This window comes from Streptantibioticus silvisoli (assembly GCF_027947535.2).
Classification (GTDB): domain Bacteria; phylum Actinomycetota; class Actinomycetes; order Streptomycetales; family Streptomycetaceae; genus Streptantibioticus_C; species Streptantibioticus_C silvisoli.
Genome location: NZ_JAAGKO020000002.1, coordinates 77007 through 91837, shown reverse-complemented (window position 1 = coordinate 91837; position 14831 = coordinate 77007). Strand labels below are relative to the sequence as shown.

Annotated in this window: 11 protein-coding genes and 1 pseudogene; 2 read left to right on the top strand and 10 right to left on the bottom strand. The window is 74.9% G+C overall.

The annotated features are described in order from the left end of the window. Positions 1–182 precede the first annotated feature (182 nt). From POF43_RS01970 to POF43_RS01935, 8 genes are all read right to left on the bottom strand, one after another. A complete protein-coding gene (locus POF43_RS01970) occupies positions 183–794 on the bottom strand; it encodes a DJ-1/PfpI family protein (protein ID WP_271321988.1) in 612 nt (203 codons plus the stop codon). 134 nt (positions 795–928) lie between these two features. Next, positions 929–1861, bottom strand: coding sequence for a GlxA family transcriptional regulator (locus POF43_RS01965; RefSeq protein WP_271321987.1), 933 nt, complete (start codon positions 1859–1861; stop codon positions 929–931). Positions 1862–2165: 304 nt separating this feature from the next. Then, a complete protein-coding gene (locus POF43_RS01960) occupies positions 2166–3020 on the bottom strand; it encodes an EI24 domain-containing protein (RefSeq protein WP_271321986.1) in 855 nt (284 codons plus the stop codon). A gap of 84 nt (positions 3021–3104) precedes the next feature. Then, the gene (locus POF43_RS01955) at positions 3105–3896 is read right to left on the bottom strand and encodes an HAD family acid phosphatase (RefSeq protein ID WP_271317038.1); all 792 of its coding nucleotides are present in this window, start codon (positions 3894–3896) and stop codon (positions 3105–3107) included. A 349-nt stretch (positions 3897–4245) separates the two neighbouring features. After that, positions 4246–4674 carry an organic hydroperoxide resistance protein gene (locus POF43_RS01950; RefSeq protein WP_271317037.1) on the bottom strand — a complete coding sequence of 143 codons (429 nt, stop codon included), beginning with the start codon at positions 4672–4674 and terminating at the stop codon, positions 4246–4248. 19 nt (positions 4675–4693) lie between these two features. Then, positions 4694–5719, bottom strand: a complete 1026-nt coding sequence (locus POF43_RS01945) for an NADP-dependent oxidoreductase (protein ID WP_271321985.1) — start codon at positions 5717–5719, stop codon at positions 4694–4696. A 150-nt stretch (positions 5720–5869) separates the two neighbouring features. After that, positions 5870–6142, bottom strand: a complete 273-nt coding sequence (locus POF43_RS01940) for a GlsB/YeaQ/YmgE family stress response membrane protein (protein WP_271317035.1) — start codon at positions 6140–6142, stop codon at positions 5870–5872. 571 nt (positions 6143–6713) lie between these two features. Further along, on the bottom strand, positions 6714–7982 hold the full coding sequence (locus POF43_RS01935; protein WP_271317040.1) for an MFS transporter: 1269 nt from the start codon (positions 7980–7982) through the stop codon (positions 6714–6716). A gap of 357 nt (positions 7983–8339) precedes the next feature. Between POF43_RS01935 and POF43_RS01930 the strand changes: the two are divergent. Beyond that, positions 8340–9014 (top strand): annotated as a pseudogene (locus POF43_RS01930) (class F sortase); the annotation flags it as partial. A 294-nt stretch (positions 9015–9308) separates the two neighbouring features. After that, positions 9309–11888: a phosphatidylglycerol lysyltransferase domain-containing protein gene (locus POF43_RS01925; RefSeq protein ID WP_271325610.1), complete on the top strand. Its 2580-nt coding sequence runs from the start codon at positions 9309–9311 to the stop codon at positions 11886–11888. Positions 11889–12365: 477 nt separating this feature from the next. On the opposite strand, the gene POF43_RS01920 is transcribed toward POF43_RS01925, so the two are convergent. Next, complete coding sequence (locus POF43_RS01920; protein ID WP_271318755.1) at positions 12366–12863, bottom strand: MarR family winged helix-turn-helix transcriptional regulator; 498 nt, start codon at positions 12861–12863, stop codon at positions 12366–12368. A gap of 1 nt (position 12864) precedes the next feature. Further along, positions 12865–14418 (bottom strand): MFS transporter, encoded by a 1554-nt coding sequence (locus tag POF43_RS01915; RefSeq protein ID WP_372515763.1) that lies wholly within the window; start codon positions 14416–14418, stop codon positions 12865–12867. Between the last annotated feature and the right edge of the window lie 413 nt (positions 14419–14831).

Below are 14831 nucleotides of genomic sequence, written 5' to 3'. Positions count from 1 at the left end.
CGCACGGCTGGAGAAGGCCGCGAATCCCACCCGGTCGGCGGATACCGCGACCGCCGAAACGGGTTTGGGAGCCGTCCGGCGGGGCCGGCCGGGCGGTGCGCGGCGGGCCGGACCGGGTTCACCGCGGCGATGGAGTCGTTTCCGGTGCGCCCCGGCGCCGGCCCGGCCCGCGCGGTGCCGGCTCAGGCCAGCAGGTCCTTCGCCGCCTGCGGGGCCTTGGCCGGCGAGCCCGCGTCGAACGGCGGCTGGGGGTCGTACTCGATGGCCAGCTGGATCGCCTCGGCACGGGTGCGGCCGGCGATGCGGCCGACGAGCGCGAGCGCCATGTCGATGCCCGCCGAGACCCCGGCGGCGGTGACCGTACGGCCCTGGAAAACCACCCGCTCGGGGGTGTAGGTGGCGCCGTACGCCTCCAACTGGTCCACCGCGCTCCAGTGCGTGGTGGCCCGCAGGCCGGTCAGCAGACCGGCCGCCCCCAGCAGCAGCGCGCCGGTGCAGACCGAGGTGGTCCACTCGGCGCCGGCCGACAGCCGGCGCAGGGTGGCCGACAGCGCGGCGTCCCGCGTCCGGCTCCGGGCCCCGGGACCGCCGGGGACCACCAGCACGTCGCAGGCGTCGACGTCGGCCAGCAGGGCGTCCGGCAGCAGGACCGGGGTGCCGCTGTGCGCGCGGACCGGGCCGGCGGCGTCGGCGGCGAACACCACCTCGGCGCCCGGCACCATCCGCAGCACCTCGTAGGGACCGATGGCGTCCAGGACGGTGAGACCTTCGAAGACCGGGATGACGACACGCATGGGGAACTACTCCTTACGGGAGGGGGTGGGAAGTGCACTCGGGTGGACGGGAGTCGGCCCGGTGAACGGGTGGGACCGGTGGGACGGGAGTGGACGCGGGCGGGCCACCGCGGGTCGCCGTGCGGGCCGGCGGGTCAGCGGGTGAAGCGGGCCCGGTACGCGCCGGGGGTGACGCCGAGGTGGTGGCGGAAGCGGCGGTGCAGGGTCTCGGCGGCGCCGAAGCCGCAGCTGCGGGCGATGGAGTCGACGGTGGCGCCGGTGGTCTCCAGCAGGTTGCGGGCCGCCTCGACGCGGGCGGTCTCCACGTAGGCGGCCGGGGTGGCGCCGGTGCCGGCCCGGAAGGCGCGGGTGAAGTGCCGTTCGCTCATCCCGGCCCGGGCGGCCAGCGCCGGCACGGTCAGGTCGGCGCCGAGGTGGTCGGCGATCCAGTCCTGGACCCGGCGCAGCGGTTCGCGCTCCGGGCGCTGCGCGGCGAGCTGGGTGCTGAACTGCCGCTGTCCGCCCGGTCGTTGAAGGAACATCACCAGGTTTCTGGCGATGTCGCGCGCCTCCGCGACGCCCCGGTCCTCCTCGACCATGGCCAGCGCCATGTCCATCCCCGCGGTGACCCCGGCCGACGTCCACACCGGGCCGTCGGCAACGAAGACCGGGTCCGGGGTGACGGTGACCAGCGGATACTCCCGGGCCAGCGCCGCACAGCTCGCCCAGTGCGTCACCGCCCGCCGCCCGTCCAGCAGTCCGGCCCGGGCCAGCAGGAACGCGCCCGTGCACACCGACGCCACCCGGCCGGCCCGCGCCGCGGCCTCCACCAGCCACGCCATCAGCCGTTCGTCCCGCTCCGCGTCCCGCACCCCCGGCCCGCCGACCACCAGCACGGTCTCGACGTCCCCGGGGTCCGGCAGCGCGGAGGCCAGCACCGTGAGCCCGGAGGAGGCGGACACCGGCCCGGGGTCGGCGGCCACGGTCCGCACGGTGTGGCCGGCCTGGCTGAAGACCTCGTGCGGACCGGTGAGGTCGAGCTGCTGGAAGCCGGGAAAGACGACGAGGACAACGCGATGCGGGGTCACCCGTTCATCGTGCGCGGGCGCCGGCGATGGCGGCAAGGACACGCGAGTGACGATGTCGGCCATGCCCGGCGGAGGCCCGCCGGCGTCGAACGGACCGACGCACCGGGACGGCTCTGCCGGCGTAGGACGGACCAACGCACCCGGGCAACTCTGCCAACGTAGGACCGACCAACGCACCGGAGCGAGGGCGCCAACGCAGGACGGACCGACGCACCGGAGCGACGCACCGGAGCGGACCCGCCGACGCAGGATGGACCGACGCACCGAACCAGAACCCCGGCGCCGGAACGGACCCGGGCGCTCCTCAGGCCGTGGGACCGTCCTGCGGGGTCCGGTCGCCGCCGGGGGCCGGGGCGTCACCGGGGCCGGGGCGCCGGTCGGGGTCGGCGTCCGGGTCCGGGGTGAACGGGGACTGCTCCAGCAGGTCGCGGGCGAGCAGGGTCGCGCCGGCCACGGCGCCCGGCATGGCGACGACGGCGACGAACGGCACGAGGAAGAGCAGGACCAGCGGAACGCCGAAGCCCAGCGCGAGGCCGAGGCGGGAGCGCAGCAGGCGCAGCCGGTCCCGTAGGGGTATGCGGCGGCGCTGGAAGGCGACCATGGTCAGCTCGTGGGTGAGGAAGAAGCCGGAGACGCAGAAGCCGGCCACCGGCACGGCGGTCTGGCCCAGCAGCGGCACGAAGCCGAGCAGGAACAGCGGCACGCCGAAGGCCGCCATCCGCAGCAGCAGGGCCGCCGACTCCCGTACGCCGAGCAGGAGTTCACGCCACATCGGCAGGCCGGACCGCGGCGGCGGGGTGCCGGACTCGGAGGTTTCCACCCGGCCGGAGAGCGTCTCGTAGAACGGCTGGCCGACCACCAGGGTGACCGCGGTGAAGCTGACGACGGCCAGCAGCAGGACGCCGCCGAACAGCAGCACCCGCAGCGTCCAGCGCAGCAGTTCGCGCCAGAAGCCCGGCCAGGTCGAGGCGAACGGGGTGAGCCAGCCGATGAGGTGGCCGCCCCACAGCAGCAGGGCGGTCAGCGCCACCACGTAGCCGGCCAGCGTGATGAGCGCCGGGATCGCGCTCCACGCCCACAGCCGGCCGTGCCGCGCGATCCAGCGCTGGCCCTCGGCGGCGAACCGCAGGCCCGTCCAGAGATCTCGCAAACCCCGCATGCCAGGCAGCCTAACGGGCGGGTAGGACAGGGCCGGTGGGCCCGTCGTGCCGTCCGGCGGCGCGACGGGCCCGGAGCCGGCGGATCAGGGCAGGTAGTACATCGGGTTGGGCAGCTTGAAGCCCTTTTCGGCGTGGCCGCCCGACAGGTCGCTGTACTGGTCGCCGAAGTTGGCGACGATGTCGTAGCCCTCGGACTCGATGTGCGCGCGGGTGCCGGACTTGTACTGCTCGGTGGTGCAGGTCGCGCCGCAGGACAGGTAGGCCGGCGGGGTCGCGGAGTTCTTCAGGAAGAAGTGGTCGGTGTCGGCGGCCGGCTGGTAGCCGACGGCGGACAGGTTGGCCGCGCTGGCGGCGCGCTGGGCCTCGGGGCGGCCGGTCAGGTAGAAGACCGTGACGCCGTGGTCGGCCGCCCAGTCGACCAGGCCGGGCATGCCGAACACGGCCGGCATCGTCTTGCTGTCGATGTAGGCGCCGTTGCTGGCCGGGGTGTAGCCGAAGCCCTGCTCCTGCTCGTAGTTGTACGTCGACAGCGTGGTGTCGTCGACGTCGAGCACGATGGCGGGCTTGCCGTGGGTGTGGCGGTCGGCGTGCGCGATCCACGCCTTGGCGCCGGCCTCGATGCCGTACAGCTGGTGGGCGTAGTTGCTGGTGGGCGACGCGTAGTGCTCACCGTTGACGACGGTGTCGCCGTAGTACGCCTCGATCTGGTTCTCCACCAGCCCCAGGTTGGGGATCTCCTTGTCGGAGCGCGGCGTCGTGTTGTCGGCGGTGGCGACTCCGGTGGCGAAGACCGCGGCTCCGGCGACCAGGGCGGCGGTCACGGTGACGGCGACCCGGGCGCTCCTGGAACGGGGCATGATGCGGGAACGGGGCATGAAAGCTCCTTCGGGGTGGCGGCCCTCGAGGGTGTTCGATTGCGCGCAACCTAAGTGGGCTGACCCGTACCGGTCAAGCCAGGTCTACGCGAATCGTCTACGCGGATCGTCTACGCGCGTCATCCACCACCCGAACGGCCCCCGAACGGCCGGACGTTGACGGACGCACCGCTTTCCGGACGGCCGGACGTCGACAGCGACAGGGCCCGTTCCCGGCCGGACGGCGACACCCACCCCGCCCTCCGAGAGGGATGCCGCCGGGCCGTGACACGGCACCACCCCGGTACGCGGGTTGGCGCGTACCGGGGTGGTGGGCCGGGGCCGCCGGGAGTTCCGGCGGCCGGCGGGGTCAGACGACGCTGAGGGTGACCTCGATGTTGCCCCGGGTGGCGTTGGAGTACGGGCAGACCTGGTGGGCCTTCTCCAGCAGCTCCTTGGCGGTGGCGGCGTCCACGGCCGGGATGTGCGCGGACAGCTCCACGGTGAGGCCGAAGCCGCCCTCGGGGGTCTTGCCGAAGCCGACCTTGGCGGTGACGGTGGAGCCGGAGATGTCGGCCTTGGCCTGCCGGGCGACGACGCCCAGGGCGCCCTGGAAGCAGGCGCTGTAGCCGGCCGCGAACAGCTGCTCGGGGTTGGTGCCGGCGCCGGAACCGCCCAGCTCCTTGGGCGGGTTGACGACGACGTCGAGCTTGCCGTCGTCGGAGGCGACGCGGCCGTCGCGGCCGTTCTCGGCGGTGGCGACGGCGGTGTAGAGGACGTCGATGGGGGTGATGGCCATGGTGGGGTTCCCTTCCCGGTCAGGCGTTGAGCTTGATGATCATCTTGCCGGTGTTCGCACCGCTGAACAGGCCGAGGAAGCCGTCAACGGTGTGGTCGAGACCGTCGACGACGGTCTCCTCGTACGTGAGCGACCCGTCGCGCAGCCAGCCGCCGACGTCGGTGACGAAGTCCTTCTTCATGTCCGCGAAGTCCATGACGAGCAGGCCCTGGATGCGCAGGCGCTTGCCGATGACCATGGCGAGGTTGCGCGGGGCGGCGGGCGCCTCGGTGGAGTTGTAGGCGCCGATCATGCCGCAGACCGCGATGCGGCCGTGGACCCGCATCGAGCTGATGGCGGCTTCGAGGTGGTCGCCGCCGACGTTGTCGAAGTAGACGTCGATACCCTTGGGGGCGGCGGCCTTCAACTGCTCGGCGACCGGCGCGTCCTTGTAGTTGAACGCGGCGTCGAAGCCGTACTTCTCGGTGAGCAGCCGGACCTTCTCCGCCGAGCCGGCCGAGCCGACGACCCGGGCGGCGCCCTTGAGCCGGGCGATCTGGCCGACCTGGCTGCCGACCGCCCCGGAGGCGCCGGAGACGAAGACGGTGTCGCCCTCGCGGAAGGCGCCGGCCCGCAGCAGGCCGCCGTACGCGGTCAGGCCGGGCATGCCGAGGACGCCGAGGTAGGCCGACAGCGGTGCGACGTCGGCGTCCACGACGGCGGCGTGCGCGGCGTCGAGGACGGCGTGGTCGCGCCAGCCGAGGTTGTGCAGGACGTGCGTCCCGGGCTCGACGTCGTCGGCCCGTGAGTCGACGACCACGCCGACCGCGCCGCCCTCCAGCGGCTGGTCGAGTGCGAACGGCGGAACGTACGACTTCGTGTCGTTCATCCGGCCGCGCATGTAGGGGTCGACCGACAGGTACTCGTTGCGGACCAGGATCTGTCCGGGGCCGAGCTCCGGGAGCGGTGTCTCGCGCAGGGCGAAGAGGTCATGGGTGGGCAGGCCGTCCGGCCTGGCCGTCAGCTGCCAGGTGCGGGCGGCAGCCGGGGTTGCGGGTGCTGACACGGGAAGATCAACTCCTTTCCCCGGCGACAACACCACGGTCCGGCCGCTTCTTCCCGTGCGGCGCGTTGCGGGTGTCACCCCGCCGGATGGCGTACGACGGCCGTCCGGCGGGTACGGGCCTGCGCCGCGGACCCGCGAGCGGGTGCCGCCTCAGCGTCGGGAGCGCGAGTTGCCGAAGACGACGCGGTAGAGGATCAGCAGCACCAGCGAGCCGACGATCGCCGATATCCAGCTGCGGGCGTCGAAGAAGGTGTGCTGGACCGGGCGGTGCAGGAAGTGCTCCGACAGCCAGCCGCCGAGGAAGGCGCCTATGACACCGATGATCGTGGTGCCGAACACGCCGCCCGGGTCGCGGCCCGGCAGCAGGACCTTGGCTATCGTCCCGGCCAGCAGCCCGAGAATGATCCAACCGATGATGCCCACGTGACAGCCCTGCCTTTCGAGACCCGGGTCTCGTCCCCCGGGCGCGCTGAATGATCTCTCTCGTTGCGCCCGCGATGGTGCCACATCGCCGGGCGGCAACGTCTGAGTTGATGGTGCTCTTCCCTGGCTGCGGCACTTGATGCCGCCGAGTTTCCGTCTTCAGGGGTGGCTCAGGGACACGTCAGGGATCTGTCGGGGGCGTGCGGGCGTATCAACGGAACGCGCTCCCTCCCCCACCGGGGCCCTCGCCGATGCTTCGCCGGTGCCTCGCCGGTGCCTCGCTCCGGCCGGCGTCCCCGCGCCGTCGGCCACACCTGCTCCGGCCGGCGTCCTCACCCCGGCCCCGCTTCGGCGGCCACGCACGTCACGGTCGGCGCCCTCGGCGCCTCGGCGGCCACCTAGGCGTCCGTCGGCACTGCGCCGACCGCCCCGCCACCGTCAGCGCATCGGCGGCCACTCCCGCGCCCGTCGCCGCGCCGGCCACGCCCCCGCCACCGTCAGCGCCCGTCAGCGCATCGGCGCCCCGCCCCCGCCACCGTCAGAGCCAAGGCGCCCCCGCCGGCGGTCCGCCTCACGGCTTGGGGTCGAGGGCGTCGTAGCGGGCGAAGCCGGGCCAGCGCAGGGCCAGCAGGGTCACCACGACGACGCAGGCCAGGCCGCCGGCCGGGATGGTGAAGGCGGGCGAGGTGAGGTCGGCCGCCGAACCGCTGAGGAAGTCGCCGAGCCGGGGACCGCCGGCCACCACGACGATGAACACGCCCTGGAGGCGGCCGCGCATGTCGTCGGGGACGGCGGCCTGGAGCATGGTGGAGCGGAAGACCATCGAGACGCTGTCGGCCGCGCCGGCCACCGCCAGGAAGAACAGGCCGATCCACAGCTCGCGGGTGAGGCCGAAGGAGGCGACCGCGGCGCCCCAGGCGGCCACCGCGACCAGGATCGCCACGCCGTGCCGCCGCACCCGGCCGAGCCAGCCGGAGAAGGTGCCGCCGATCACCGCGCCGACGGCGGTGGCGGCCAGCAGCATGCCGACGGTGCGGGCGCCGCCGCCGAACCACAGCGCGGCCACCGCGGGGAACAGCGCGCGGGGCTGGGCCAGCACCATGGCGGACAGGTCGGCGAAGAAGGTCATGCGCAGGTTGGGCCGGGTCGCCAGGAACCGCAGGCCCTCCAGCACGGAGGCGCGCTTGCGGGGGCCGGCGGCGTCGGCGGAGCGCTGCGGGAGCATCGCGGGCAGCCGCAGCATGGCGTAGAGCGACGCGCTGAACGCGACGACGTCGACCACGTACGCGGCCTGATAACCCCACCAGCCGACGATCAGACCGCCGAGGCTGGGGCCGACCATCAGGCCGAGGTTGCTGGTCAGCGAGTTGAGGGCGTTGGCCGCCGGCAGCTGGGCGGCGGGCAGCAGGCGCGGGACCATCGAGCTGCGGGCGGTGGAGTTCATCGCGAAGCAGACCGACTGGAAGGCCACGATCGCGTAGAGCAGCCACACGTGGTGGAAGTGGGCGAACGCGGCGGCGGCCAGCACCACCGACAGCACGGCGGCACCGCTGGCGCTGAACAGGCCGAGCTTGCGGCGGTCGAAGGTGTCGGCGACCGCGCCGCCGTAGAGGCCGAAGGAGACCAGCGGGACCAGCGAGCACAGGCCGACCAGGCCGACCATGAAGCTGGAGTGCGTGATGGCGAAGACCTGGAGGGAGACCGCGAGGGCGGTCATCTGCGAGCCCATCCAGGACACGGTGTTGCCGAACCACAGGCGGCGGTAGTCGGCCGAGGAGCGCAGCGGCGTCAGGTCGGCGAACACCCGGCGCAACCGGGTTCCCAGGCCGCCGCGGGGCAGCGGCCCGGCGGGTGGCGCGACGGGGGTGGTGACGGGTGCCCCGGCCGGCTCGGCCGCCGGGGCACTGGGCTGCGGCGGGGGCGTCACGCCGTCGGCGGGCGGGCCGGCGTCGGGGGCCGGCGGGGGCGCGGGTCTGTCCGGGTCGTCGGCCCGGCTGCGTATCGGTGGCACACCGCACGCTAACAAGGGGCCCGCTGTGCTCCGTACGGGGCCGTCGCCGGGGCCTTCCCGCCGGGCAATACGTCCTTTTAACGGCTTTTGTGATCCCCTGTCAGCGTCCGACCCGCCACTGGCCGACAGGGGCAGCTGTCCCCGGAGGTGTTCATGCCGCGCAGTCAGCATCCCCCGTTCCCCCCGATGCCGCCGGGTCCTCCCGGCGGGCCGGAGCGGCGGCGCGGGCCGTCGAAGCTCGCGGTCGGCGCGGCGGTGCTCGCGCTGGTCAGCGGTGTCTGGCTGATGCGGGCCGGCACCGAGACGCACGAGCCGCCGTCGCCCAGCGCGGCCGACGCGCTCGGCGGGCGCAACGCCGGCGGGCCCGGGGCGGCCTCGGTCCCGGCGCCCGGCGCGGCCGCCCTGCCCCCGTCGCTGCCGACCCGGGTGCGCATCCCGTCGATCGCGGTGGACGCGCCGGTGATGAAACTGGGCGTCGACAGCAAGAACGAGATCCAGGTCCCGCCGGACGACAACCGCAACATGGCCGGCTGGTACGAGTACGGCGCCACGCCCGGCGCGCGGGGGGCGGCGGTGCTGCTCGGCCACGTCGACACCATGAAGGGCCCGGCCGTCTTCTACGCCATCGGCTCGCTGCACAAGGGCAACCTCATCGAGGTCACCCGCGCCGACCACAAGGTCGCCGTCTTCGCCGTCTACGGCGTCGAGGTCTACTCCAAGTCCGACTTCCCCAGTGACAAGGTCTACGACGACACGCCGACCCCGGAGATCCGGGTCATCACCTGCGGCGGCGGCTTCTCCAAGACCACCCACAGCTACCTGGGCAACGTGGTGGTCTACGCGAAGCTGACCGCGACGCGGACGGCGTCGGCCACCGCGTCCGGCTCCTCGTCGGGCTCCCCCGCCGCGTCCGCGGCCACCGCCCCGGCCACCGCCCCTGCCACGTCCCCGACCGCCTTCGTACGGGCCTCCGCCCCGGCCGCCGCGCCCAGCGCCGTACCGCCCGCCGCCGTACCGGCCGCCCCGCCCGCCGCCGCGCCCGGCTCGTCCGGCGTCCCCGGGCCGGGCGTGCCGCCCGGGTCGCCGCCGGCCACGGCCCCGGCGGCGGTGCCCGTCCCGTACCCGGCGACAGCCGCGAAGCCGAGCGCGTGAGCGATGTGGGACTGGCTGACGGACGGGTACCACACCCGGATCGTGGAGTCCGGACGGCAGCCGCTGTTCCTGCTGCTGGTCGGGCTGCTGGGCTCGTTCCTGTTCATCCGGTTCAGCGTGCGGATGATCCGGCGCGGCACGAGCTGGTGGCCGGGGAACGTCTCCTCCTCCGGCGGCCTGCACATCCACCACGTGGTCTTCGGCCAGGCGATGATGCTGATCGGCGGCATCGGGGCGTTCGCGCTGCGCGGTGACAGCTCGGCCGGGCGGGACCTGCTGGGGCTGCTGTTCGGCATCGGGTGCGGCCTGGTGCTGGACGAGTTCGCGCTGGTGCTGCACCTGAAGGACGTCTACTGGTCCGAGGAGGGCCGCCAGTCGGTCGACGCGGTGATCCTCGCGGTGGCGGTGATCGGCCTGCTGCTGCTGGGGATCACGCCGCTGGGCAACCTGAGCGGCGGTTCGGTGCTCAGCCGGGCGGTCACCGCGGCGGTGCTGCTGGCGCTGGTGGTCGTCAGCCTGCTGAAGGGCAAGGTGTGGACCGGGTTCTTCGGGCTCTTCCTGGTCTTCCTGCCGCTGATCGGCGCGGTCCGGCTGGCCCGCCCCAACAGCCCGTGGGCCCGCTGGCGCTACTACTCGCGGCCGCGCCGCCTGGCCCGCGCCGAACGCCGGGAGGCGCGCATCCGCGGCCGGCTGCGGATCACCCGCAGCGCCGTCTACAACGCGGTGGCCGGCGCACCGTACCTCGACAGCCCGGTGCCGCGCGGGAGGCCGGCGCCCGCGAAGGGCCCGCGCCGGCCGTCGACCGCCGGTCTGGGGCCGTCGCGCGCCGACCGCCTGCTGCGGCCGCTGCGGGAGCCGGCCGCCGTCGCGGTGGTGTGGTACCTGCGGCTGGCCGCGCTGGCGGACGTGGCGGCCGGCCTGGTGGAGCCGTTCCGCGCCCGGTTGCGCGGCGGCGGTACGCAGGAGGTGCTGACGCCGTTCCTGGTGACCGCCGGCTTCACCGCCGCCGCCGTGGCGGCACTGCTGGCGGTGATGGTGCGGCGGCGCAAGCGCGCGGCGTGGCTCGTGGCCTTCGCGCTGGCGGCGGTCAACGCGGCGGTGTACTGGCTGACCCTGCTGACGGCGCCCGGCTACCGGCCGCAGCCGGTCAACTGGCTGTCGGCCGCGCTGACGACGCTGGTGGCGGTGGCGCTGTGGGTGGCCGGCCCGCTCTGCCGGGTGCGCGGCGAGCACGGCAACGTGCCGCTGGGGCTGGCCTGGCTGCTGTTCGGCGGCGTGGTGGCGGTCGGGCTCGGGACCGTGCTGGTGCACGAGGCGGACACCGTGCCGACCGCGCCCTGGCCGGACTGCCTGCGGTACGCGCTGCTGCGGGTGCTGACGCTGTCGACGCTGGTCGGGCTGCCGGACATCGCGGTGCCGGGCTGGGTCGACCTGATCGTCAACGTGCTCAGCGTGGCGCTGCTGCTCCAGGTGCTGCGGGCGTTCTTCCGCTCCCCGCGCGGCCTGACCCGGCTGTCGCCGGACGACGAGCACCAACTGCGTTCACTGCTGCGGGAGTTCGGCCGGCAGGACTCGCTGGGCTACTTCGCACTGCGCCGGGACACCTCGGTCGCCTGGGCGCCGGACCGGGCCGCGGCGGTGCTGTTCCGGGTGGTCAACGGGGTCGCGCTGGCCTGCGGCGACCCGGTCGGCGACCCGGCGGCCTGGCCCCGGGCGATCAGCGGCTGGCTGCGCACCGCCCGCGCGCACGCCTGGGTGCCCGCGGTGACCTGCGCGGGCCCGCACGCGGCCGGCGTCTACGAACGGCTCGGGCTGCGGACGCTGGCGTTCGGCGACGAGGCGGTCGTGCGCACCGCGGGCTTCCGGCTGGAGGGCGACGCGATGCGCCCGGTGCGCGAGGCCCGCGACGCGCTGCGCGGGGCGGGGTACCGGGCGGTGGTGCGCCGGCAGCGCGACATCCCGCGCGCCGAGGCGGACCGGCTGGCCCGGCTGGCGGACGCCTGGCGGCGCGGCGCGGTCGACCGGGGCCCGGCGGTGTCGCTGGCCCGGCTGGGCGACCGGGACGACCCGCGGTGCGTGCTGGTCGAGTGCCGCGACCCCAACGACCGCACCTGCGCGCTGCTGTCGCTGGTGCCCTGGGACGGCACCGGCCTGTCCCTGGACCTGGTGCGGCGCGACACCGGGTCCCCCGGCGGCATGTACGGGTACCTGCTGGCGGAACTGCTGCTGCGGGCCCGCGCGGACGCCGCGCCGGTCGCCGGGGTGGAACGGGTGGCGCTCGGCGTCGCCGTCCGGCACTCCGCCCCCTACGGCGGCCACGGCCCGGGCACCGGCTGGGTCTTCCGGCTGCACCGGACGCTGTCCCGGCTGCCGGCGCACCGGCGGCGCGCGGTGGCGACGGACCGGGCGACCTCCGCGTTCGCCCCGGGATGGCAGCCGCGCTTCCTGCTCTACGAACGCGCCACCGAACTTCCCCGCATCACCCTGGCCAACGCGGGCTCCGGCGGCCTGCTGACGACCGCCCGCATGCCGAGGCTGTCCCAGGGCGAGGGGGAGGCGGGCGTCGGCGCCGGTACGGGGTGAGGGTGGCGGTGGCGGGGGCAATGGCGGTGGGGATGCGGGGGTTGCCGTTGAAGGGGGTTGCCAGGGACGGACGTTGACGCTGAGGGCGTGGGGCGGCCGCCGAACGGGGTCACCCGGGGCAGGCGTTGACTCCGAAAGCGCAGGGCGGCCGTTGAACGGGGTTGCCGGGGGCCGCCGTTGACGCTGGCGGCGCGAGTCCGCCGTCGAACGGGGTCACCCGGGCCAGGCGTTGACCCCGAAAGCGCAAGGTGGCCGTTGAACGGGGTTGTCGCAAGCGGACGTTGACGCCGACGGCTCGGGGCGGCCGTTGAAAAAGGTTGCCGGGGACGGACGTTGGCGCCGACGGTTCCCGACGGCCGTTGAAGGCGGCCACCCCCGGGCCCCGTTGCCGCCTTCATCGCCGTGCGGGCGCCGAACGGCTCGGCCGCCGAGGGCCGTTGACGGCGTCCACGTCACCCCATCGTTCCTGACGCATCGTCAGTGCTCGCTGTCGTCCAGGTGTTCGGCGAGGCGGAAGAGCGCGGGGAGGGCGGCGCGGACGGCGGCCCGGTCGGCGGTGTCGAGGCGGGTGAGGGCGGTGTCGAGGCGGCGTTCGTGGGCCCGGGTCCAGGCGGCGAGCTGGGCGTGGCCGGCGTCGGTGAGGGTGACGGCGGAGACGCGGCGGTCGCCGGGGTCGGTGGCGCGGGCGACCAGGCCGGAGGTGATCATCTGGCCGACCAGGCCGCTGACGGTGCTGGTGGCCAGGCGCTGCCGGGTGGCGAGGTCGCCGATGCGGGCCGGGGAGTGCTCGGCGAGGACCTGGAGGAGTTCGACCTGCGCCATCGGCAGGGTCTCCCAGGGGTAGTCGCTGCGGATCGAGGCACGCAGGGCGCGGCGCAACCGGGTGACCGCGTCGGTCAGCCGGCGGGCGTCCGGGGTGCCGCGGTCGGCGTTCGGCACGGTGGCCGGCCGGTCGGGGGATGCGGGCGTCGGCATGTCACGACTTTAGTGCCCCCGCCCGGACGGCCGGTGCGAGCGCGGCCACCGCCACCGCCAGCAGCGCCGCGGCCGCGCCGGCCGGGGAGGCCAGGTGCAGGGCGAGGGCCACCAGCGCCACGCCGAGCGCGGTACCGAGGCCGCGGGCCATGTTGACCAGGCCGCCGCCGGTGCCGGAGCGGCCGACCGGGAAGGCCGCCATGACGAGGGTGTTGTTGGCCGGCGTGAACACCCCCAGCCCCGACCCCAGCAGCCCGAGCGCCCCGGCGAGCAGTCCGATCGCGATGCCGGAGACCCCCGCGCCCCCGGCGGCACCGGCCGCACCGGCCGCACCGGCCCCCACCGCGCCGGCCCCCGCGGCCCCCGCCGCACCGGCCCCGCCCGCTCCCGGCAGCCCGCCGCCCGGCAGCCCCGTCAGCACCGTCAGCAGCACCGCCGTCAGCGCCGCGCAGCCGGCCGTCATCACCACGGCCCCCAGCAGGCAGCGGGCCCGGTCGGACAGCCGGCGCGGCAGGACGTGGTCGGCGCAGGTGGCCGCCAGCGCGAAGCCGGCCGGCAGCGCCGTCAGCACGGTCCCGGCGGTCAGCGCGGAACCGCCGGCGGCGGTGACCGCCTGCGGGACCAGGACCAGCGGGCCGAACAGCACCAGGTAGCCGCACAGCGCCCCGAGCAGGCCGAGGCCGACCGGCGGCAGCCGCAGCAGGGTGAGGTCGAGCAGCGGGTGCGCGGCGCGGCGCTGCCGCACGGCGAACCCGCGGCCGGCGGCGACGGCGGCCGCCGCGAGCGCGGCGACGCCCCAGCCGGGCACCGGCAGACCGGAGGCGGCGGACAGCGCGAGCAGCGCGGCGCCGGTGGCCGCCGACAGCAGGAGGATGCCGGGGGTGTCAAGGGGACCGCCCCGGCCACGCGCGCGGGTGCGGGGCAGCAGGTAGCGGCCGGCGATCCAGGCGACGGCGCCCACCGGCACGTTGACCAGGAAGACCCAGCGCCAGCCGAGGGTGGAGACCAGCAGGCCGCCGACGGTGGGGCCCAGGGCGAGGCCGAGGGCCTGGGCGGCGGCCTGGACGCCGAGGGCGCCGCGCAGCCGGCCGGGCGGCGCGCAGGTGGCGACCAGGGCGACGCTGTTGGCCTGCATCATGGCCGCGCCGACCGCCTGCACGACCCGGAAGGCGATCAGCGCGCCCAGCGCCGGGGCGAGTCCGCAGGCGGCGGAGGCGAGGCTGAAGACGGCGAATCCGTGCAGGTAGAACAGCTTGCGGCCGTGGGTGTCGGAGAGCCGGCCGACCGGGACGAGCAGCGCGACCAGGGCCAGCAGGTAGGACAGCGACACCCATTCGACGGCGGCCAGCGAGGCGTGGAACCCGGTGCGCAGCCCGCCGTAGGTGAGGGTGACGACGCTGGCGTCCAGCTGGCCCATGAAGGCGCCGAAGCAGACGGTCAGCACCGCCGGCCGCCAGGCACCCGGCTGCTCGCGTATCCGGTCCGGCCGGGCCCGTTCGCGCAGCAGCGCCCGCGGCAGTGCGCTCACACGGTCCTCCTTCAAGCGGTCGCTCATGGTCTTCGCGCGGGCCAGGGGCCGGACGGCGGCCAGGCGCCACAGGTCGGTAGGGCCAGGGGCCTTCGGGCGGCAGGTCACGGCCCCCGGACGGCGGCCCGCGATCCGATCCGGGCAGCAGCTGTCGGCCCCACGGACGGCACCCGCCTCCCCGGACGACAAGTCACGCCTTCGGACAGACAGCGGCCCACGGCCCCGGCGACGGCTCACGTCGTCGGACAGGCAGCCCGCCGCTCCCGATAGTTCGTACCCAGAATACATCGGTGTCCGAAATACCTGCCGCCCGGTATCCGGTCCCGGCCGTCCGTTGCGCGGATATGTCGGCGTCGCGGCGGCGATCAGCGCTTCCTTCCGGCAAATTCCGTTCATGTGGACCCGGTTGGTATCCGGTGGATCTGGCGTGAACACGTCTA